The 15194-nt window shown below is 31.7% G+C and carries 14 protein-coding genes and 1 riboswitch; of the genes, 12 read left to right on the top strand and 2 right to left on the bottom strand.

Annotation, left to right across the window (positions count from 1 at the left end; translation table 11 throughout):
• The first annotated feature begins 23 nt into the window (after positions 1-23).
• From AANAER_RS09905 to AANAER_RS09855, 11 genes are all read left to right on the top strand, one after another.
• A complete protein-coding gene (locus AANAER_RS09905) occupies positions 24-1103 on the top strand; it encodes a putative urea ABC transporter substrate-binding protein (RefSeq protein ID WP_129081080.1) in 1080 nt (359 codons plus the stop codon).
• Between the two features lie 14 nt (positions 1104-1117).
• Positions 1118-1930, top strand: coding sequence for an ABC transporter permease (locus AANAER_RS09900; protein ID WP_129081079.1), 813 nt, complete (start codon positions 1118-1120; stop codon positions 1928-1930).
• Between the two features lie 2 nt (positions 1931-1932).
• A complete protein-coding gene (locus AANAER_RS09895) occupies positions 1933-2676 on the top strand; it encodes an ATP-binding cassette domain-containing protein (RefSeq protein ID WP_129081078.1) in 744 nt (247 codons plus the stop codon).
• 97 nt (positions 2677-2773) lie between these two features.
• Positions 2774-3496, top strand: a complete 723-nt coding sequence (locus tag AANAER_RS09890) for an urea amidolyase associated protein UAAP1 (protein ID WP_170218438.1) — start codon at positions 2774-2776, stop codon at positions 3494-3496.
• 10 nt (positions 3497-3506) lie between these two features.
• Positions 3507-4127, top strand: a complete 621-nt coding sequence (locus tag AANAER_RS09885; RefSeq protein ID WP_129081077.1) for an urea amidolyase associated protein UAAP2 — start codon at positions 3507-3509, stop codon at positions 4125-4127.
• An 11-nt stretch (positions 4128-4138) separates the two neighbouring features.
• Positions 4139-7738: an urea carboxylase gene (gene uca / locus AANAER_RS09880; RefSeq protein ID WP_129081076.1), complete on the top strand. Its 3600-nt coding sequence runs from the start codon at positions 4139-4141 to the stop codon at positions 7736-7738.
• Entirely contained in the window at positions 7735-9063 is a 1329-nt protein-coding gene (atzF, locus tag AANAER_RS09875) for an allophanate hydrolase (protein ID WP_129081075.1), read from the top strand. Before uca ends, atzF begins: the two co-directional genes overlap by 4 nt.
• Before the next feature lies 1 nt (position 9064).
• Positions 9065-9457, top strand: a complete 393-nt coding sequence (locus tag AANAER_RS09870) for an allophanate hydrolase-related protein (protein ID WP_129081074.1) — start codon at positions 9065-9067, stop codon at positions 9455-9457.
• On the top strand, positions 9448-9765 hold the full coding sequence (locus AANAER_RS09865) for a DMT family transporter (RefSeq protein ID WP_129081073.1): 318 nt from the start codon (positions 9448-9450) through the stop codon (positions 9763-9765). Before AANAER_RS09870 ends, AANAER_RS09865 begins: the two co-directional genes overlap by 10 nt.
• An 11-nt stretch (positions 9766-9776) precedes the next feature.
• A complete protein-coding gene (locus tag AANAER_RS09860; protein ID WP_129081072.1) occupies positions 9777-10799 on the top strand; it encodes an isopenicillin N synthase family dioxygenase in 1023 nt (340 codons plus the stop codon).
• Between the two features lie 12 nt (positions 10800-10811).
• Positions 10812-11759, top strand: coding sequence for a hypothetical protein (locus AANAER_RS09855; protein ID WP_129081071.1), 948 nt, complete (start codon positions 10812-10814; stop codon positions 11757-11759).
• A 25-nt stretch (positions 11760-11784) separates the two neighbouring features.
• Here AANAER_RS09855 and AANAER_RS09850 read toward each other — a convergent pair whose 3' ends face one another.
• Entirely contained in the window at positions 11785-12465 is a 681-nt protein-coding gene (locus tag AANAER_RS09850) for a TorF family putative porin (protein ID WP_129081070.1), read from the bottom strand.
• A 22-nt stretch (positions 12466-12487) separates the two neighbouring features.
• Positions 12488-13567, bottom strand: a complete 1080-nt coding sequence (locus AANAER_RS09845) for a putative urea ABC transporter substrate-binding protein (protein WP_129081069.1) — start codon at positions 13565-13567, stop codon at positions 12488-12490.
• 45 nt (positions 13568-13612) lie between these two features.
• Positions 13613-13712: riboswitch (guanidine-I (ykkC/yxkD leader) on the bottom strand.
• 397 nt (positions 13713-14109) lie between these two features.
• On the opposite strand from AANAER_RS09845, the gene AANAER_RS09840 reads away from it, so the two are divergent.
• The gene (locus tag AANAER_RS09840; RefSeq protein ID WP_129081068.1) at positions 14110-15066 is read left to right on the top strand and encodes a ketopantoate reductase family protein; all 957 of its coding nucleotides are present in this window, start codon (positions 14110-14112) and stop codon (positions 15064-15066) included.
• Positions 15067-15194 lie beyond the last annotated feature (128 nt).

The raw sequence follows: 15194 nt of genomic DNA, 5'->3' as shown, positions 1-15194 counted from the left end.
AATTCTATTTAGGAGAGACTAAGATGAAATCATCTAACTTTACAAAACCGATTAAAATCCTGTCTTTGATAGTTCTACTTGTAGGATTATCTACTTCTTCTCTTTTTGCCAAAACAAAAAAAGATTTTAAAATAGCATGGAGTATTTATGTCGGATTTATGCCTTGGCCTGTAATTGATTCACAAAAGATACTGGATAAATGGGCTAAAAAATACGGGATTAATATTGATGTTGTTCAAATAAACGACTATATTGAATCAATAAATCAATATAACGCAGGAAAATTTGATGGCTGTGCAATGGCTAGTTTTGATGCTCTTAGTATTCCTGCTGCCGGAGGAATTGATTCAACAGCACTTATTTTAGGCGATTATTCAAACGGAAATGATGCGATTATTTCAAAAACAGCTAAAACAGTTAAAGAGATAAAAGGTGAAAAGATAAATCTTATTGAACTATCTGTTTCTCATTATTTACTAGCAAGAGCTTTGGAATTAAACGGAATGAGTGAAAGGGATATAACAATAGAAAATACAAGTGATTCCGATATGGTTGCAGCATACGGTACTGATGATGTGACAACTGTTACAGCATGGAAACCCCAAGTAAGTGAAATTGAAAAAATGCCAAAAGCAAATAATATATTTAATAGTAGCCAAATTCCAGGTGAGATTATGGATTTATTTGTAGTTAATACAAAAACATTAAAAGATAATCCTGCTTTTGGTAAATCTTTGGTTGGTGCTTGGTATGAGATTATGGATTTAATGACAAAAAATACACCAAAATCAAAAGAGTATATGACAATGATGGCAAAAGACAGCGGGACTGATTTGGAAGGATTTTTGGATCAAGTTAAGACTACTCATTTCTTTTATACTGCAAAAGAGGCAGTTGAATACTATAGAGGACAAAAGATTAGAGACACTATGAAATTTATGGCTGAGTTCTCATTTAATCATGGATTATATGGTGAAGGAGCAAGTGATTATAGTTTTGTCGGAATAGAGTTTCCAAACGGAAAAGTTGTTGGAGATAAAAATAATATAAAACTTAGATTTGATGATACATATATGAAAATGGCAGAAAGCAACAGCTTATAATACAAAGGAAAAATATGAGAAGAGTTATTAATCAGATACCGGCTAAACCAACAAATCTTTTTTTAAATTTGTTGCCTTTTTTACTAATAATTTTAATTTATACCTTTTCATCTAATGAAATGACAAAAGAAAACCCAAATCAAAAGATTTTACCGTCTTTTGAAAAATGTGCAACTACTATGCATAAATATATTTTTGAACCAAGTAAAAGAACAGGAGAATATGTATTATTAAATGATACAACATCAAGTTTAAAAAGATTAGTTATTGGAGTAACCGTAAGTGCTGTTATTGCTCTGGTATTCGGAATTGTTTTAGGAATGATTCCTTATATGAATTCTCTGCTTTCACCTTTGGTATGGACATTTTCATTAATACCGACGATGGCAATATTACCGATACTATTTATAATATTTGGATTGGGGGAATTGTCTAAAATTGTATTGATTATTTTTGGAGTTGCTCCAATTATGATAAGGGAAATTTATCAAAGAGTACGTGAAATTCCTATTGAACAAATAATTAAAGTTCAAACATTGGGTGCAAACAGTTGGCAAATAATTGTAAGAATTATTATTCCTCAAATATTACCGAGGTTAGTTGATGCAATTAGAATTACTTTAGGTACAGCTTGGATATTTCTAATCTCGGCTGAAGCTATTGCTTCAACTGAAGGATTAGGATATAGAATCTTTTTAGTAAGAAGATATTTGGCAATGGATGTAATCATTCCTTATGTTATATGGATTACTTTAATTGCCTTTTTAATGGATTATCTCCTTAACAAGCTTAATTATAAACTTTTCCCTTGGTTTGGTAAGGAGTGATTATGAATTTAGTTAAAGCAAAAAATATATGGAAAACATACGGGGACAGTATTATTTTAGAAAATCTGAATTTTTCTATGAAAGAGGGTGAATTCTGTACTCTTGTCGGACCTTCGGGATGCGGTAAAACAACTTTTTTAAGAATGCTTTTGGGAGTTGAAGAACCTTCAAAAGGTGAACTTCTTTTTGAAGGGGAAGATTATCCAAAAGAGCCAAGTGATGAGAGAGGAATCGTATTTCAACGATACTCAACTCTTAATCACTTAAATGTAATTGATAATGTAATTATAGGTTTAGAATTTGAAAAGTCGAAATTTTTTGGAAAACTTTTCGGAGAGCAAAAGAAAAAAGCCGTAGAGACAGCGGATGAAATTTTAAAAGCCGTGGGATTGCAAGATGCAAGAAACAAATTTCCACATGAATTAAGCGGTGGGATGAAACAAAGATTGTCAATAGCACAATCCTTGGTCAAAAAACCAAAACTTCTTCTGTTAGATGAACCTTTTGGAGCATTGGATCCGGGGATTAGTCTGGACATGCATGAGTTGCTTTTAGATATTCACTCAAAGTTAAACTTTGCTGTTGTAATGGTAACTCACGATATTAGTGAAGCTTTTAAATTAGGAACAAGAGTTTTAGTCTTTGATAAAGTAAAAGTTGATGAAAAATATCCGAATAGATACGGCTCAACAATTGTAAATGATATAGATTCAAGCAATAAAAGAGGTAGAAATATCTCTCTTTAGAGTTTGCTTCTTCAAGTGTGATTTATTCACGGTTATAAAAGTAATGATTGATATTGTGTCCCTTTTAAAGGCGGGACATTTTTAAAGGAAAGAAAATATGATAAAAAGTGAGAATGTAGTATTAAAAGAGATTTTACCTTCAAGTGTAAAATGGTCTAAAATTATAAAAAGAGGGCAAACAGTAAGACTGAAAGCTTTAGGAGAAAATGCAAGTTTAAGTGCAATGTTCTACAACGCTTCAAACGTAGCTGAAAGATTTAACAGTGCAGATACTGTTAAAATTCAATGGAATGCATTTTTAGGAAAAGGAAAAGTTCTTTTTTCAGAGATGGGAAGAGTTCTTTTTGCAATTACAGATGATACGACTGAGGGTCTACTTGACGTATTAGGCGGAATCAGTAATGAAAGAGTTATTAAAGAGAATTTCGGAGGAGAAGCAACTTATCAAAGTTGTAGAAACGGATACCATAAATCAGATAAAGAGAACTTCTTAATTGAACTTGGAAAATATGGAATGGGTAAGAAAGATTTGATTCAAGCACTTAATCTTTTTAGAAAAGTTGACGTAAAAGAGGGCTCAAACTTGGTATTAAACCAAAGATGTGCCAAAGAGGGTGAATATATAGATTTGACTGCTCATATGGATATTTTACTTGTTTTATCTAATACTCCTCATGCTATGGATAAAAGCGGAGTTTATAAGCCAAGTGATGTTGAAATCTCTATTTTTGAAAGTGTTGAGATTAAAGACGAAGATTATAAAGATTATTCAGATGAAGCAAAAAGAGGCTTCAAAAATACTAACAGATATTTTGTGTAAGGATTAAAAGATGTCAAAAAATATAGAAAATGCAATTTATAATGAAAAATTACCTTCAGGTCTTCCTTGGGGAAGAGTGATAAAAAAAGGTCAGACTTTTAGAATCGTAGATTTAGAAGGGTGTCAGGCAGTCGATACACTATTTTACAATGCAAATAATATAAATGATAGATATAGTGCAAATGACACAATAAGAGAACAAGGAAGTATTTTTGTTACAACAGGAACAAAACTTTTAAGTACTGATGATAATGTTTTAATGGAAGTAGTAGACGATACTTGCGGAAATCATGACACTTTAGGCGGACATTGCAGTGCTGAGAGTAACTCTGTTAGATTTGGACTTGATAAAAAATATATGCACTCTTGTAGAGACAACTTTTTAACAATCGTTGCCCAACTTGAGATGAATCCAAAAGATATTACAAACAATATCAACTTTTTTATGAATGTGCCTGTTGAAGAAAACGGACATTTGGCTATTGTTGACGGGATTTCAAAACCTGGAGATTATGTGGAGATGAAAGCTGTAACGGATACTTTGGTTTTAATTTCAAACTGTCCTCAGCTAAATAACCCTTGTAACGGATATAACCCGACACCAATTCAATTGATTGTTTGGGAAGATTAAGGAAAGGCATAGTGTTTAAAAGAGTTTTAATTGCAAACAGAGCAGAGATTGCAAACAGAGTTATAAGAACATTAAAAAAGATGAATATCGAGTCTGTAGCTGTTTATAGTGAAGCAGACAAAGATGCATCTTTTGTAATGAATGCAGATATTTCCGTCTCTTTAAACGGAAGCAGTTTATCTGAAACTTATTTGAATCATAAAAAAATTATAGATATTTGTAAAGAGTATGAAGTAGATGCTATTCATCCGGGATACGGTTTTCTAAGCGAAAATGTAGAGTTTGTTAGAGAGTGTGAAAAAAACGGTATTGTTTTTATAGGTCCTACTTCAAAACATATTGAGGATTTTGGACTAAAACATACAGCTCGACAAATTGCCAAAGATAACAGTGTTCCATTATTGGAAGGAAGTGAACTTTTAAATAGTTTAGATGAAGCAAAAGAGACTGCAAATTCTATTGGATACCCCGTAATGCTTAAAAGTACGGCAGGAGGCGGAGGAATAGGAATGAAACTCTGCTTTAGTGAAGATGAATTGATTGATGCTTATGACAGTGTAATTAAACTTGCAGGTTCAAATTTTAGTAACAGCGGAGTATTTTTAGAAAAATATATCCAAACTGCAAGACATATAGAAGTTCAAATCTTCGGTGACGGACTTGGTAATGTTAAAACTTTAGGTGAGAGAGACTGCTCAATTCAAAGAAGAAACCAAAAAGTAATAGAAGAGACTCCTGCTCCAAACTTAAGTGATGAAGTAAGAGAACAACTTTTTGAAGCCTCTTTTAAATTAGCAAAGGCAGTAAACTATAAAAGTGCGGGAACAGTAGAATATATTTATGATACGCAAACTCAAAATTTCTATTTTCTTGAAGTAAATACAAGACTTCAAGTTGAACACGGTATCACCGAAGAGGTTTGCGGTGTTGATTTGGTTGAGTGGATGATTAAAATTGCGGCAGAAGACAATACTCCTCTTTTGGAGTATAAACATAATCCAAAAGGTCATGCAATAGAAGTTAGGGTTTATGCAGAAGATGCAAGTAAAAACTTTCAGCCAAGTACGGGGCTTATTACAAAAGTTGAGTTTCCCGAAAATGTCAGATGTGATACATGGATTGAAGACGGTTGTGAAGTAAGTCCTTTTTATGATCCTTTATTGGCAAAACTAATTACCGTAAGCAGCAGTAGAGAAGAGAATATTTTAAAACTTCAAGAGATTTTGGAAAAGAGTAAAATCTACGGAATAGAGTCAAACTTGACATATCTTGGTGAGATTAGCAAGCAAAACTTTTTTAAAGATGCCTCTTTTTATACAAAAGTATTAGATAGTTTTGATTATAAACCGTATAAAGTAGATATTTTAAAATCCGGAACAATGACGACAATCCAAGACTATCCGGGAAGACAAGGTTTTTGGAATGTGGGAATCCCGCCTTCTGGAGCTATGGATAGTTTAACTCCGAGACTTTTAAACAGACTTTTAAATAACAGCGTTAAAGCATCTTTTATAGAGATGACTTTTATAGGGGCAACTTTTAAATTCAGACAAGAAACAGTTATTGCCTTTGGCGGGGCTGATATGCAGGCAAAATTAAACGGTGAAACTATAGAAATGTATAAACCGATTTTTGTAGAAGCAGGAGATATTTTAGAGTTTAAAAAAGTTACAGGAAACGGGAATAGAACTTATTTTGCTGTTCAAGGTGGATTTGATGAGGCTGAATTTTTAGGAAGTTCTTCTACCTTTACCTTAGGTGAGTTTGGAGGTCACGGTGGACGTGCTTTAAAAGCGGGAGATGTATTAAGTTTTTCACCTGCTATTAAAGATGAATTTGAACCTTTAAATTTAGAAACAAAACTTTGTAATGAGTGGGAAATAGGTGTAGTTTACGGACCTCACGGAAGTCCTGATTTTTTTACAAATGAAGATATAAAAGAGTTTTTTAATGCTTCATGGGAAGTTCATTTTAACTCTAGTAGAACAGGAGTTAGACTTATAGGTCCTGCTCCAAAATGGGCTAGAGAAGACGGAGGTGATGCAGGACTGCATCCTTCAAATATTCATGATAATGCTTATGCTTTTGGAACAATTGATTTTACGGGAGATATGCCGATTATCTTAGGACCTGACGGTCCTAGTTTAGGTGGTTTTGTTTGTCCTGCAACGGTTATTTCAAGCGAATTATATAAAGTAGGGCAGTTAAAAGCAGGAGACAAAATAAAATTTATACCTTTAAGTATAGAGCAAGCGGATAAACTTACTAAAGCTTATGAAAAAGCATTAGAAGAGAATACAAGTCTGCCTGATATCAAAGATTATGAATCTATTGAAAAAAATATTATAAATGAAACACCTATTATAAAAAAAGCTAGATTTGAAGAGCTTGATATTGATGTAAATGTAAGAGTTTGCGGGGATAAATTTATTTTGATTGAAGCGGGTGAACTAAAACTTGATATTGAACTTAGATTTTTTATTCATGCTCTTATGAAGTTTTACAGAGAAAAAGAGATTAATGGTCTTGTGGATGTGACTCCGGGAATCAGATCTTTGCAAATTCATTTTAATCCAAAAGAGATAAAAAGAGAAGAGTTGTTAATTTTGCTTGATGAGGCATTAAGTTCTTTAACAGGTATTGAGGAATTAGAAGTTGAATCAAGAACTGTTTGGTTACCTCTATCTTGGAATGACGAAGGGATTCAATTAGCAATTAAAAAGTATCATCAAGGTGTTAGAAAAGATGCTCCTTGGTGTCCAAGCAATATTGAATTTATCAGAAGAATTAATGGTGTTAAAGATACACAAAAAGTTTATGACACTATTTTTGATGCAGATTACCTTGTTATGGGATTAGGTGATGTTTATTTAGGTGCTCCTGTTGCAACACCGCTTGATCCAACCCATAGATTCGTAACAACAAAATACAATCCAGCTAGAACATGGACTCCTCAAAATGCAGTAGGTATCGGTGGAGCTTATATGTGTGTTTACGGAATGGAAGGACCTGGAGGTTATCAACTTTTCGGAAGAACCTTACAAATGTGGAATAGCTTTAAAAAAACAAAAGAGTTTGAAAAACCTTGGTTGCTTAGATTTTTTGATGTTGTTAAATTTTATCCTGTAAGCCATGATGAATTAATGGATATTAGAAGTAAATTTTTATTTGGAAAATATCCTTTAAAAATAGAAGAGGGAAGTTTTAATCTTAAAGAGTATAAAGAGTTCTTAAAATCAAAATCAGATGAGATTGAAGAGTTTAATAAAAAGAGACAAAAAGCCTTTAATGATGAAAAAGCAATGTGGAAAGCAAAAGGTTTAGACAGTTTCAAAGTTGAAGAGCTGCATCATGAGATAAAAGATGAAATTATATTAGCAGACGATGAAGAAGCCGTTGAATCTATCATGTCCGGAAATATTTGGAAAATTGAGGTTAAAGTAGGGCAGAAAGTAAAAGCAGGGGAAGTTTTAGTTGTACTTGAAAGTATGAAAATGGAAGTTGAAATTGAAACTGAAGTTTCAGGAACCGTATCTAAAATTTTGTATAAAGAGGGTGATAATATAGAAAGCGGAGATATCTTAGTTGTAATAAAAAAGGATAAAAAATGAATCTAAATATTCAAAAATTAAGAGAAAAATATCTAAAAAAAGAGCTTAACGTAGAAGAGGTTTTATCTTCTATTAAAGAGAAAATTGAACAAACAAAAGATTATAATATTTGGATTTATACTTTAAGTGATGAGCAACTTTCTCCTTATTTAGAGAATCTAAAAAATAAAAATATAGAAGAACTTCCTCTTTACGGTATCCCTTTTGCAATAAAAGATAATATTGATTTAAAAGATATTCCCACAACTGCTGCTTGCAAGGAGTATAAATATACTCCCAAAAAGTCTGCTTTTGTAGTACAAAGCTTGATTGATGCAGGAGCAATTCCAGTAGGAAAAACAAATTTGGACCAGTTTGCAACGGGACTTGTTGGAACTAGAAGTGATTACGGTGAGTGCAAAAACTCAATAAATCCTGAATATATCTCAGGAGGTTCTAGTTCTGGAAGTGCCGTAAGTGTTGCTCTTGAAATGGCAAGTTTCTCTTTAGGAACCGATACAGCAGGTTCAGGAAGAGTTCCTGCTGCTTTTAATAACTTAATTGGAGTAAAAGCCTCTAAAGGAGTTGTTAGTACAAGCGGTGTGGTTCCTGCTTGCAGAAGTTTGGACTGCGTTACGATTTTTACAAAATCTTTGACTGAGGCAAAAACTGTTTTTGAGATAGCAAACAAATATGACGAAGAGGATATTTACAGCAGAGTTTATATTCCAACAAATAAAAAATCAAAAGAAAACTTCACTTTTGCAATTCCAAAAAAAGAGCAGTTGGAGTTTTTTGGCGATGAAGAGGCTAAAAAGTTATATTTTGAAGCAGCTAAAAAGTTTGAATCTCTTGGAGGAAAAGCAGTGGAAATAGATTTTGCTCCTTTTATAGAGAGTGCAAATCTACTTTACAGCGGACCTTGGGTAACTGAAAGATTTATTGCAATAAAAGATGTGATTACAAAAAATGAAGAAGTTGTAAATCCTACTGTTAGAACTATTATAAAAAGCGGTGAAAAAATCGATGCCGTAAACTATTTTGAATCAGAGTACACTTTGAAAAAAAATAGAAAATATGTGGACAAAGTTTTAAAAAAGTTTGAATTTATCTTAACTCCGACTACCGGAACGATATATAAAATTGCTGAGGTAAATGCAGATCCAATAAAGCTAAATACAAATCTTGGATACTACACAAACTTTATGAATCTGCTTGATTTAAGTGCTCTTGCACTTCCTGCTGGATTTAGAAAAAACTCTCTTCCTTTTGGAGTAACAATAGTAGGTGACAAGTTTGATGAAGAGCTTTTATTTGAGTACTCTTCTAAATATTTAGGAAAATAAAATGTCTGAAAACGAAATTCTAGTAGGTGTTTGCGGAGCTCATATGAGAGGTTTGCCTCTAAATTATCAACTTCTTGATTTAGATGCAAAATTTATAAAAGAGGCAAAAACCGTAAAAGGATATAGAATGTTTGAACTAACAAGAAAAAAGCCTTTTAGACCTGGAATGTTTTTTGACGGTAACAGTGAATTTTATGTCGGTTTAGAGATTTGGTCTATGCCAATACACAATTTCGGAAAATTTATGAAGCTAATTGCTTCACCGCTTGGTATTGGAACTATATTTTTAGAAGAGGGTGAAAGTGTTCACGGATTTTTATGTGAACCTTATTACACAAAAGGTGAAAAAGAGATTTCAAAATACGGAAGTTGGAGAGAATACAAATGTCAATAACATTAGCATGGACAGTTTTAATAATAGCCGGAGTTCTTGAAGCTTTATGGGCAATAAGCCTAAAACTCAGTGACGGCTTTACTAAATTATTTCCTACAGTTATGATTGTTGTTTTTACAATACTGATTTTTTATATGCTTTCTAAAGTTATGAAAGTATTGCCTACGGGAATTGCTTATTGTGTTTGGACAGGTATCTCTATACTTTGTCTAACCGCAATTGAATATTTCTTTTTTGGAATCCAAATGTCTTGGATAAAAATATTTTCAATTTTTCTGATAATAATCGGAATTTTTGGATTAAGATAAAAGGAATTTTTATGAGTAGTCATACAGCATTTAAAGAGTTACCTATAGTTAACATCAGTAAACTATTTTCATCTGATTTAGAAGATAGAAAAGAAGTGGCAAAAGAGCTTGGAAAAGCAGCAAGAGAAGTAGGATTTTTATATATAACAGGTCATGGAATAGATAAAGAAAAGATTGCAAAATTAAAAGATACTACAAAAAAATATTTTGCACAAGATTATGATACGAAAATGGAAAATTATATCGGAAAATCTACAAACCACAGCGGATATGTTCCTGAGGGTGAAGAGATGTTTTACGGCGGTAAAAAGGATAAAAAAGAAGCTTACGACGTAAATTACGATTATACGGAATCAAAACAAATATATCCTTTGCTTGGACCAAATCAATGGCCTGTAATGGAAGGTTTCAAAGAGAATGTAAAAGAGTATTACGACAGTGCAATGGAACTTGGAAAAGTCTTATTAAAAGGTTTTGCTTTAGCTCTTGATATTGATGAGAACAGTTTTGATAAATTTATCACTACTCCGCCAAATCAGTTAAGACTTATACATTACCCGGCAAACCTTGATGAAACAAATACTCAAAAAGGGATAGGTGAACACACCGATTATGAGTGTTTTACTATCCTTTTACCTACAGCACCGGGATTAGAAGTTTTAAACGGTAACAAGGAATGGATTGATGCTCCTTTGGTTGAGGATGCTTTTGTAATAAACATAGGCGATATGCTGGAAGTTTTAAGTAACGGAAACTTTGTAGCAACTTCACATAGAGTTAGAAAAGTAAAAGAAGAGAGATATGCTTTTCCTCTGTTTTTTACTTGTGATTATGAAACCGTTATTAAACCTTTGGATTCAATCAAACCTAGATTTAAAGATAAAAAATATGATGAAGTTATATGTGGAGAGCATCTTTATGCTCAAACAATACATACTTTCACATATTTAAAAAACAGATTAAAAAACAATGAAATATCATTACCTGAAAGTTCAAAAGAGATAGCCTCTTACGGAAAATTCAAAGATATGTAAAAAAGGGTGTCTATGAAATTATTAGAATTAGTCAAAGATATAAATAAAAAAGATAAAAAAGGTGTTCCCAACTGGATGTTGGGAACTTTTAAAAGAAGAAGTATCTCTTTTTACAACGGTTTAAGTGATAATACTACCGATGTTTTTTGGATTCAAAGTAGAAATTTTACTATAGATCTAAGACTGCCTAAAGAGATTATCGAAAAAAAAGAGTTAGCAGCTTATACAAAAGAAAATTTGTCTGAAATAGCTAATTATGAAGGATGGGTTGCCGATTCGATTTTTGACGGAGAAAAACTATTTTGGGAAGGTGGAATATTTTACCAAAATAGAAATAAATGGCCTGAACCTGCATTTATGAAAAAGATCGGAAATTGTATGTTGGAGTTTTGTCCTAGTAATGTTTATGTAGAGGACTGGAGACTTCAAAACAGTAAAAACGATTATCTAATAGGTCTAAGAGTAGTTCAAGAGATTGATTTAGAGACAAATGAAAGTAGAAGAAGCGACGGCGGTTTGATTATTTGCGGTGAATTTGCCGCTATTTGTTTAGGAAGAGAAAAATCACTTGAAGATAGATTTTCATCAATGAATTATACCCTTGAAGATATTTTATTAAATAAAGAGTATTCTCTTGATGAAAAAAAAGAGTATCTAAACTTTGAAACTTCAATTGCAAAAGGAAGTTTGGAAAAAGGGTATAAGATTTTTGCTTCAACTAATCCAAATAGATATGATGAAGAACTGACCAAGTTAGACGGTTTTCAATTAGAAAACAAAGAGGGAGAGGTATCTCAGCTTTTTGAAGAAAACGGTAAAAAGTTTAAAAGAATTTATGAAATAGATATAATAGATTCGGATTTTAACTTTGAAACAAAAACAGATACTACGGAAGAAGCAAAAAGTTGGTTTAAAAAAGAGTCAAGAACGTTGAATCGTTATCTTGATTATTTAAAATAAAAGAGGGGTTCCCCTCTTTTACTTTTTAAAAAGTGTATGTAATCGTAGCAAAAAGATTACTTTCGTCATCATATCCGCTTGAGCCTTCGGCATCAAAATCTGCATATGAAATATCTAAAGTCAGAGAATCATCATTACTTAATGCAAAAGTTTTTGTTAATCCAATAGTGTAGTTATCTCCAAGATCTTCATAATCTCCCGCACTAGCATGAGCAGTTACTACATCAAAATCATAAGAAGCATATCCTTCGTAATAATCAAGTTTATCTCCGTCATCTTCTGTATATGTTCCCCAATAATACGCTGCTCCAAGAGTTAGTTTATCAAAAGTATAACTTAAATCAAGTACTGCTTCATCATAATATAAAAGATCATCAGAGTTAGGATAATAATATCTTATATAAGAAGCATCAATATTAAAATTATCAAATGAGGTTGCATAACCTATATATGTATCAAGTTCTACATCTGCATCAACATCTTCAAAATCTACGTTTGAAGCCCATAACCCTGCATAAAAATTTTTATAAGATAGAGTTACCTCTCCAAAAACTGCACCTTTATCATCAGTTTGGGTCATACCTCTTGAGATATAGTTACTTGCTGCTGTTATACTTGTACTAATACCAATTTCTTCTGCCTGTGCATATGTTGCAATAGATGAAGCAACAATTAAACTTAATATGATACTTTTTTTCTTTTCCATCTTTTCCCTTTATTTTATTATTTTATAAGTTGTTATTTTCTGCCATTTTCATATATGTATCATCAAATCTGAGTTTTATATTATTTTTATCTCCAATAACTTCTCCGTTTGGAAACTCAATTCCTACAAATTTATAATCAGTTGCTCCATCACCGTATAATCCATGATTAAATGAGAACTCAGCCATAAATTTCATAGTATCTTTGATTTTTTTACCGTTTACGTATTCAACTGCTTCTTTAGGAGTATAAAAGAAATGAGTAGTCTTAACTTGACTTAAAAATCCATTTAAATCAGTTCCGCTGTCTGTTGCCATTTGGCTTAAAACTTCTTTTGCTTTTTCATTTTTTTGTGTCATTAAATCCATCATCTCATACCAAGCACCCACCAAAGCTTTACCAAAAGCAGGATTATCTTTTAATGTTTTAGTATTAACTATGAAAAAGTCCATTATTTCACCCGGAAGATTACTACTGTTAAATACATTATTTGTATTTGGTATTTTTTCAATTTCGCTTACTTGAGGTTTCCAAGTTGTAACAGTTGTCACATCATCAGTGCCGTATGCTGCAACCATATCAGAATCACTGGTATTTTCAGTCTTAATATCCCTTTCACTCATTCCGTTTAATTCCAAAGCTCTTGCTAGAAGGTAGTGGGAAATAGAGAGTTCAATAAGATTTATTTTTTCACCTTTTAACTCTTTAACTGTTTTAGCTGTTTTAGAAAGGATAGCATCATTACCGTTTGAATAATCAGCTAAAATAAGAGCAGTTGAATCAACACCACCTGCAGCAGGGATGCTTAGTGAGTCGAAACTTGCCATTGCACAACCGTCGAATTTTCCTGCGCTGTATTGATTTATTGATTCAATATAATCGTTTATTTGAACCACATCAATATTTATTCCGTATTTTTTCCCCCATTTATCCAGTATTTTTTGTGAATCAATTACCGGCCAAGGCATATATCCTACATAAATACTCCATGCTATTTTGAAATCTTTTTTTGTTTTGGCAAAAAGCGAAGTTGTTGATAATCCTGCAAACAGAACAATCACGGACAATAACTTGAAAAGTTTCGTAAAGTTAGATGATTTCATCTTAGTCTCTCCTAAATAGAATTTAAAACACACTAGGAGGCATAAACCTCCCGGGCTTTTATCCCTCCGTGTAACTCCTATTTAAGAGTCGGTAGCTCTCGGACCAGTCATCTTTATTTAGATCGGAACCCTAGCCGCCTTTTGTAGTCATAGAGGCAAATGCCTCTCTAATATGTTTTGTTGTAACCCATTATAAAAGAATAAGAAAAAAGTTAAAGAGTAATAATGTATATAAAATATACAATTTACTTTTTTATTTTTATTAAGAATTTTTATCTTCTTAATATAAAAATCTTTTTAACTTGTAAACTAGAGACTTTAAATGTTAATATATGTAACTAAATCATAATAAAATTGAAGTTCTATAATTAAATTATATTTTTTATACTATTTTAATGAATAATAAATTATCAGATATATTGGTTATTAAATATAACTTTTAAATAAGAAAAATACTCTTTTAACGCTTTATTTGAATCTTTTTTTAATTTAGAAATATCCTTGTAAATGTTATAATATCCTGATTTTTTCAAGGAGTTTTGATGGATTTTATTATTTTAGGAACAGGCGGTATCGGTGCTTTTTACGGAGCGAAACTTCAAAGTATCGGTAATAACGTAACTTTTATAGCAAGAGGAAAACAGCTTGAAGCTTTGAAAAATAACGGTTTGAGCTTAACTCATCCAACCTTTACTTTTAACGGGAAAATTAATGTTTGCTCTTTTGAAGAGCTTGAAAACAGTAAAATTCAAAATTGTGATGCCGTTATTTTTACTACAAAATCAGCTTCTACAAAACAACTTTCCCAAGATTTGGCCAAAAAAATTAATAAAGATAAAAAATATCCTTTTTTACTCTCTTTGCAAAACGGTGTAGAAAATGAAGATATTATTTGTGAATATTTCCCTAAAAACAAAGTTATAGGCGGTTTATCAAGAAAAATAGGTGCGCACATTATATCTTTCGGAGTTATAGAAGCAACAGGGGATGTTGAGACAATTATAGGTGCTATTGAACAGAGTGATAAAAACAGAAATTTTTTAGAAGAGTTTAAAAAGCAGTTGATTGAAGCAAGAACAAAGTGTGAGATAACAAAAGATATTAAATTTGAACTTTGGAAAAAACTTATAATAAACAATGGAGTAAATGCTCTTTGTGCTTTGCTTAGAGTAAAAACAGGTGAAATCATGTCCCATAAAAAACTTTCAAAAATAGTTTACGGACTAATGTGTGAAACCGCAATTGCCGCAAGATATGACGGGATTGAAATATCACAAGATGATGTAAAACAGATGTTTGAACTTATAAAAGATTTTGATTCTATAAAACCTTCAATGCTTGTTGATGTGGAAAACAACAGAGCAATAGAGTTAGATGAAATTTGTAATGTAGTAGTAGAAAAGTGCGAAAAATTAAATTCGGATGCTCCTTATACAAGAACTATTTCTACACTTTTAGAGTATACTTATTTAGAAAAAAATCTTATTTATAAAAAATAAAATTAAATTTTTTTATTAATTTTATATAAATTATTAATTTAATAAGATTTCGCACTTATTACAAGATTCTAAATTATTAAATCTTGTACTTACTTTTAGTTATAATAAAATATACAAATTTATCTTGA

The organism is Halarcobacter anaerophilus, assembly GCF_006459125.1.
In the GTDB taxonomy this organism is placed as follows: domain Bacteria; phylum Campylobacterota; class Campylobacteria; order Campylobacterales; family Arcobacteraceae; genus Halarcobacter; species Halarcobacter anaerophilus.
This window is presented reverse-complemented; position numbering and strand designations above follow the sequence as displayed.